Annotated in this window: 5 protein-coding genes; 4 read left to right on the plus strand and 1 reads right to left on the minus strand. The window is 47.1% G+C overall.

The features are described 5' to 3' along the window. Positions 1-836 precede the first annotated feature (836 nt). The gene (locus ACZYSM_RS28820; protein WP_489077031.1) at positions 837-1,220 is read left to right on the plus strand and encodes a hypothetical protein; all 384 of its coding nucleotides are present in this window, start codon (positions 837-839) and stop codon (positions 1,218-1,220) included. Positions 1,221-1,511: 291 nt separating this feature from the next. On the opposite strand, the gene ACZYSM_RS28825 is transcribed toward ACZYSM_RS28820, so the two are convergent. Continuing rightward, positions 1,512-1,616 carry a phage tail assembly chaperone gene (locus ACZYSM_RS28825; RefSeq protein ID WP_489077033.1) on the minus strand — a complete coding sequence of 35 codons (105 nt, stop codon included), beginning with the start codon at positions 1,614-1,616 and terminating at the stop codon, positions 1,512-1,514. Positions 1,617-1,915: 299 nt separating this feature from the next. On the opposite strand from ACZYSM_RS28825, the gene ACZYSM_RS28830 reads away from it, so the two are divergent. The 3 genes from ACZYSM_RS28830 to ACZYSM_RS28840 all read left to right on the plus strand — a co-directional run bounded on the left by ACZYSM_RS28830 (position 1,916) and on the right by ACZYSM_RS28840 (position 4,817). Further along, positions 1,916-3,175 carry a scabin-related ADP-ribosyltransferase gene (locus ACZYSM_RS28830; RefSeq protein ID WP_489077035.1) on the plus strand — a complete coding sequence of 420 codons (1,260 nt, stop codon included), beginning with the start codon at positions 1,916-1,918 and terminating at the stop codon, positions 3,173-3,175. Positions 3,176-3,629: 454 nt separating this feature from the next. Next, the gene (locus ACZYSM_RS28835; RefSeq protein ID WP_489077037.1) at positions 3,630-3,797 is read left to right on the plus strand and encodes an RHS repeat-associated core domain-containing protein; all 168 of its coding nucleotides are present in this window, start codon (positions 3,630-3,632) and stop codon (positions 3,795-3,797) included. Between the two features lie 57 nt (positions 3,798-3,854). Further along, positions 3,855-4,817: a hypothetical protein gene (locus tag ACZYSM_RS28840; protein ID WP_489077039.1), complete on the plus strand. Its 963-nt coding sequence runs from the start codon at positions 3,855-3,857 to the stop codon at positions 4,815-4,817. The last annotated feature ends 404 nt before the right edge of the window (positions 4,818-5,221 follow it).

Consider the following 5,221-nt stretch of genomic DNA (forward strand, 5'->3'; position numbering starts at 1 on the left):
CCGAAAATCAGCAAAATGAGGGCGAAAATCGGCCCTGGAAATGCAAAATAAGGCCGGCAGGTTGAAAAAAACCGGCTTGGCAATGGGGGCGGTGCGAACGGGTTAATTGTTCAGCGTCTCCTTAGGCCGAATGAGCGCACTTAATCGGCGAGGAGATTGGTCGTACTCAACGTACCTTTGTCATCCCACAATTACATTCTGCACGCTCATGGCATACAAAACATTTTCGCTGGATCCATTCCTCACGTTTATAACGACATGCCTGCTGACATGCCTCATATCTTGGATAACTTTCACCACAATAGAAAAACCAATATCAAGATTAGTGAAAAACACATCTCTATCTAGGTTAATCAACCTCCAAAAACACTATAAAAAAGCATAAGTAAACCTCAATCATGGCGCGAAAATATCGCGCCGCGCTTACTCAGGAATGCCTTGAGCGAACTTCAGCCATCTTTGATCATCTGAAAGTATCTCTCCCTGATTGGGCCAAACATCTGGATCTTGAGGCGAGCTGGGTATGAGAACCATCCCTCCCCCGGCGTCCTGCCGAACGAACACAATCCCTACTGACACGCCCCACCCTTCCCCGCCCATCACCCTTGATACGCCAAGACCAAACATATGAGACACCAGAAGGGTGTGCTTTCCAGCATTCGACCTATAGTGCCTGAAACAAGAGGATCCACACCATGGAAGACGAACTGGAACAGAGGGCTGCCGACTACCTCAGCAGCGTCCTGATGGAAGATCAGCTCCATGCAGAAGATACTTTGCGTAAATGGCTGCCTTGATACAACTACTATACTTACTAATGAACGGAGAAAGATGTTATGTCCATTAATCTTATTGGTACCTATGTAAGCGAAGACGGTCAGCACACGCTAGATATTACGGAATCTAAACCGTCAACTGGGAATTTTAGCGGAACCTTCACTACAACAAACACCCCAAAAGGAAAGATCAGCTATAATATTGACATTAACGAAGGTGGCCGTTGGTTATACACGACTGGTGAGAAAATTGCTGGTATAGGATTTATGGTACATGAACGACCTAAAGATGCGACCTTTGTACTTTTTGACTGCTGGGCAGGTTCTATCACGAACGTAGGGAAGTTACTAATGAGTGGCTCTCGCTCTTATGCAATGTCTAATGCCAGCTGTCAGATATTTTCTTTTGAAAACGTGCATTTTATTAAAAATCCAAAGCCCTGAACCCGGCTTCGCCGTACCGATGAAGGGCGGCGGCCGCGGAAACTGAGTGCAACACCCGACCTTTTAGGTACGGTGTTGCCCTATGTCCTATCACGAACTCAGCGTTGAACGCGCGCCATCATTCAAATCGGCCAGGCCCTTCTGAACAGGTGCCCTTATGTGCCCCTATCGGCTCCCCGCTTCATGCCTGACCTGGCCAGCGCGCCGGAATCCCCGAGCGCGCTGTACAGGCCACGCCACCCTGCTGAGCCGGTGGCCTATACCGCTCAGGCAACGGTGGAGTCATTGAAATCAACTTGGCGCGGCAGGCCAGTTAATGCTCACCGGAAATCCCGTCTGCTGCTCGATCCGATTCAGCGCCACCCGGTATTGCTGCCACAGCGTCAGGTTGGTCACGTCGCTATCGCTGGCATCCCCCAGGTCAACGGCATCCTGACGACTCGCCCATTTTGATGAGGGGCTTGGCGTCGTAGTTGCGGGCGATCACTCAGATCGTTGTTGCTCAGTGCCGTGAGATGCCAGGGCTAAATATATGAGACGTAGCGGGAGGCATAGAATCTATTAAGTGCGTACTCATGCCTCTCTGGTATGTCTTGATGCACAAGCATTTACCTTGCTTGAAGCCAGAAAGAAACCGTTTTGGTTTAGGCATGATCTGCCGGGCGAATTACAACCTACTAAGTTAGAGCACAAATATGAAAAATAATACTTTCGCAGAACATGATAATCCAAAAAATGTGCAGCTGTTCAGATTCATGTTGAAAGACGGCGCACGATACCTAACATGGCAAATCCCTGAGCATGACTTTCAAGAAGTAAAAAAATACAGCCTTCAATTAAGTAGCAATTCAAAAATAGCAGATGGCGATATAATAACAGTCTACCCTGAAGAGCTGGTAGCTTATGATCAATCAGTACCCGAATGGGTGTGTTATCGAACGCCAGCTATTTTCATAGGGAAATTCGTCTTTATAAAGGCTGAGTTTTCGGACGGTTATATTTGTGACTTTTGGTCGCCCGAGACTCCTCCCTTTGTTCCTGATCAGGATGGGCTTCCTGGACCTCTGAATAATACAAAGACCCCTCAATGGTTTTACTCATTGCCAGTTCCGCAGATGTCAGCACTACTAGCCAACTATGGTTATAGATCATGGTTAGATACAACGCCATTGCTGGACTCAAACCCATTTACAGGTTATCCATATGAAAACTATATCTGGAGGGAAGATGAATATTTGCTTTACCATGGAGACGAAATGGGGCGCTTGCCGGCCGAGATTTTCGAGAATGGGGTAACGGCTGCAGCTCCGGTATCGGGAGCAATGCAGGTAGCACATCATGATGGAGAGGAAGCAGGAATAAGTAGCTTTTCATATTCTTCTAAACTCTCAGCAGACTTTGCTTCAGGAGGCACCTCTAATTTATTGACTTACGTATACATTTCATCAGCTCCCGGCGGCGTTGAGTTTGGTTTGATGGGGGGAAACGAGCAAAGTTATGTCGAACAAGAGGTTGTATATCTCACGGGAGTCCGAAAAGAATATATTCTTGGAGCGATGACATTTACGGGATCAGAAATACAAGCTGTAAACTTTGATGTCAACCCCAACTTCCTTGACAATAGTGTAAAGCAACTCAGCAAAGACGACCTGTTGATTATGTTTGGTCTGCTTCCAGCTTTACCATACGCCCCAAAGACAGACAGTAAGACAATAAGTGTCACCGACTTGAAAACATCAAAAAAATACGAAGGCGGCAAGAGCTACATGATAATGGCGGGAGGTGCTTTGTCCAGCTTCAGCTTCAGATTAGAAGGTAATGATAGGCCAACTACCGCATGGTATATTAATGGACTTAGTAGGCCGGCGCTGCCAGACGGCTCGATTGTAGTAACCAGCTTAGACGTGATTGATAACGCAGTTATTGTGCAGCCCGCCCAAGGCAATGCCGATTAAATGAACTAAGCACTTTGCGCACCTCTCGATTGACGCTAAAATTCATTTACATTCTCTTCATGTCTGCTCATGGAGCGGATACAAAAACCCCCGAACGTTTGCAGCGTCGGGGGTTTTGCTTTTTTCGGGCACAAAAAAACCGCTCAATGGCGGCATCTGGTGGCGGAGTTCAAATCAACTTGGCAAAGCTGGCCAGTCAATAGTCACCAGGAACCCCGTCAACTGGTAGGTTCGATTGGGCACCACCCGAACCGTTTTTTATAAACATTGGTATGGGTACTTTTCCCCGACATCCTGCGAATGAACACACTCTCTACTGACACGCCCCACCCTTCCCCGCCCATCACCCTTGATACGCCAAGACCAAACATATGAGACACCGGAAGGGTGTGCTTTCCAGCATTCGACCTACAGTGTCTGAAAGCTCCACAACCAAAACAACGGGATGCACAGCATGGAAGACGAACTGGAACAGAGGGCTGCCGACTACCTCAGCAGCGTCCTGGGCTTTAATGGCGAGCGTATCGACCCGATGCTGGGTGGCTATCACCTGGGCAATGGTTATCGCCTGTACAAGCCGTCACTGCGGCGATGTTCCGAGGCAACAATTACTTTATTTTAACGCTGCGCTTCGTATGAGATGCCAGAGTTACACATAATTATCACAAAGGAGTCAGTTATGGGAAAACCATTCATATGGGACGCGTCAAGCGACCAAGTTTTCGATAGTTCTTATGATAACCAATCAGTGCTCTGCACTGACCCTGTATCGTTCTCGAAATATAACACGGCATTCACAGCAAGCACGCTCGGCCTCCCAATTACATTCGAACAGCAAACACTGACATATAACACTGTTAGATGGAATGGCGCTACGATATCGATAGTAGACGGCAGCGATGTTACTTTCGACTTTAAAAACAACGCAACTAAGTTCGATGCTGACGAGGCAACCGCACCCATTGCAGTATCCAGCGCCACATTAACAATAACCAATATTGAGATCATTGGATTGTTATGCGGGATTACTCTCACAAATAATGCAATGCTTAGTTTTATCGGTGTGGGCGGTGTTTTGATGAATGTCACAGGAACACCTGGATTGTCCATTACGGATTCGGAAGCAGTGCTTTTTCCTGATAAAGATTTTTTTATTAGCCAGATTTTTGCCGATAATGGCAAGTTTAAAATTAAGACTCAAGATGTTTCTGTTCGCTCGCTGACTCTTTTAAATGGCTCGATCGGCAATATTTTTTGTGATCACTTACACATGGACAGCGGAGACGGCACTAACTACGAACTAAGTGGAAATTCCGCAATAGGCATCGATGCTGATGTATTTGACATAAATGGCGTCAATATCACACTGTTGCAGAATTCGAGTTTAAGTATTAACGGTATCGACCAGGATGTTTTTTCACGAGAACCCGCTTTTACGTTTGACTTTAAAGGTCCTCCGGGCACCAATACCGCAACGCTCAGTTTAGGAAATGCCAATGCTTTCACGTACTATGGAATTCGTAACCTTGGATTTTTAACCATCAACGGAGAACCTGTTGATCCGAAGGTTTTTGATGACAAGTTTACAGTTAGCAACGATTATCCATTTTTGATAATTAAGAGAATAATTGATAAAACATAGAGCGGCGCGGAAGCTGAGTGCAACACCCGAATTTTTAGGTACGGTGTTGCCCTATGTCCTATCACAAACTCAGCGTTGAAGAGCGCGTCATCATTCAAATCGGCCATGCCCTTCTGATCAGGAGCAGTCATGCGCCCCTATCAGCTCCCCGCTTCATAGCGAACCTGTACAGCGCGCCACATGCCAAGGCGATTAGCAGCAGGACGCCAGCGGCCTGCGCGGTAATTCTTTGCATGACTGGCTCCGAATGACAGAAACAGAAACGCCGGCAACTGGGCCGTAACCGCTCCATGAAGCCCACATTCCAAGCCGATATTTGATGCCCGATGCTGAGCTCCCGAACTCTCTCAGGAGCCTGCCCCACATGATGCGTCCCGATGCAAAAGTCGAAAAGGTATACCTCT

The sequence above is a fragment of the Pseudomonas sp. F220 genome, assembly GCF_057813935.1.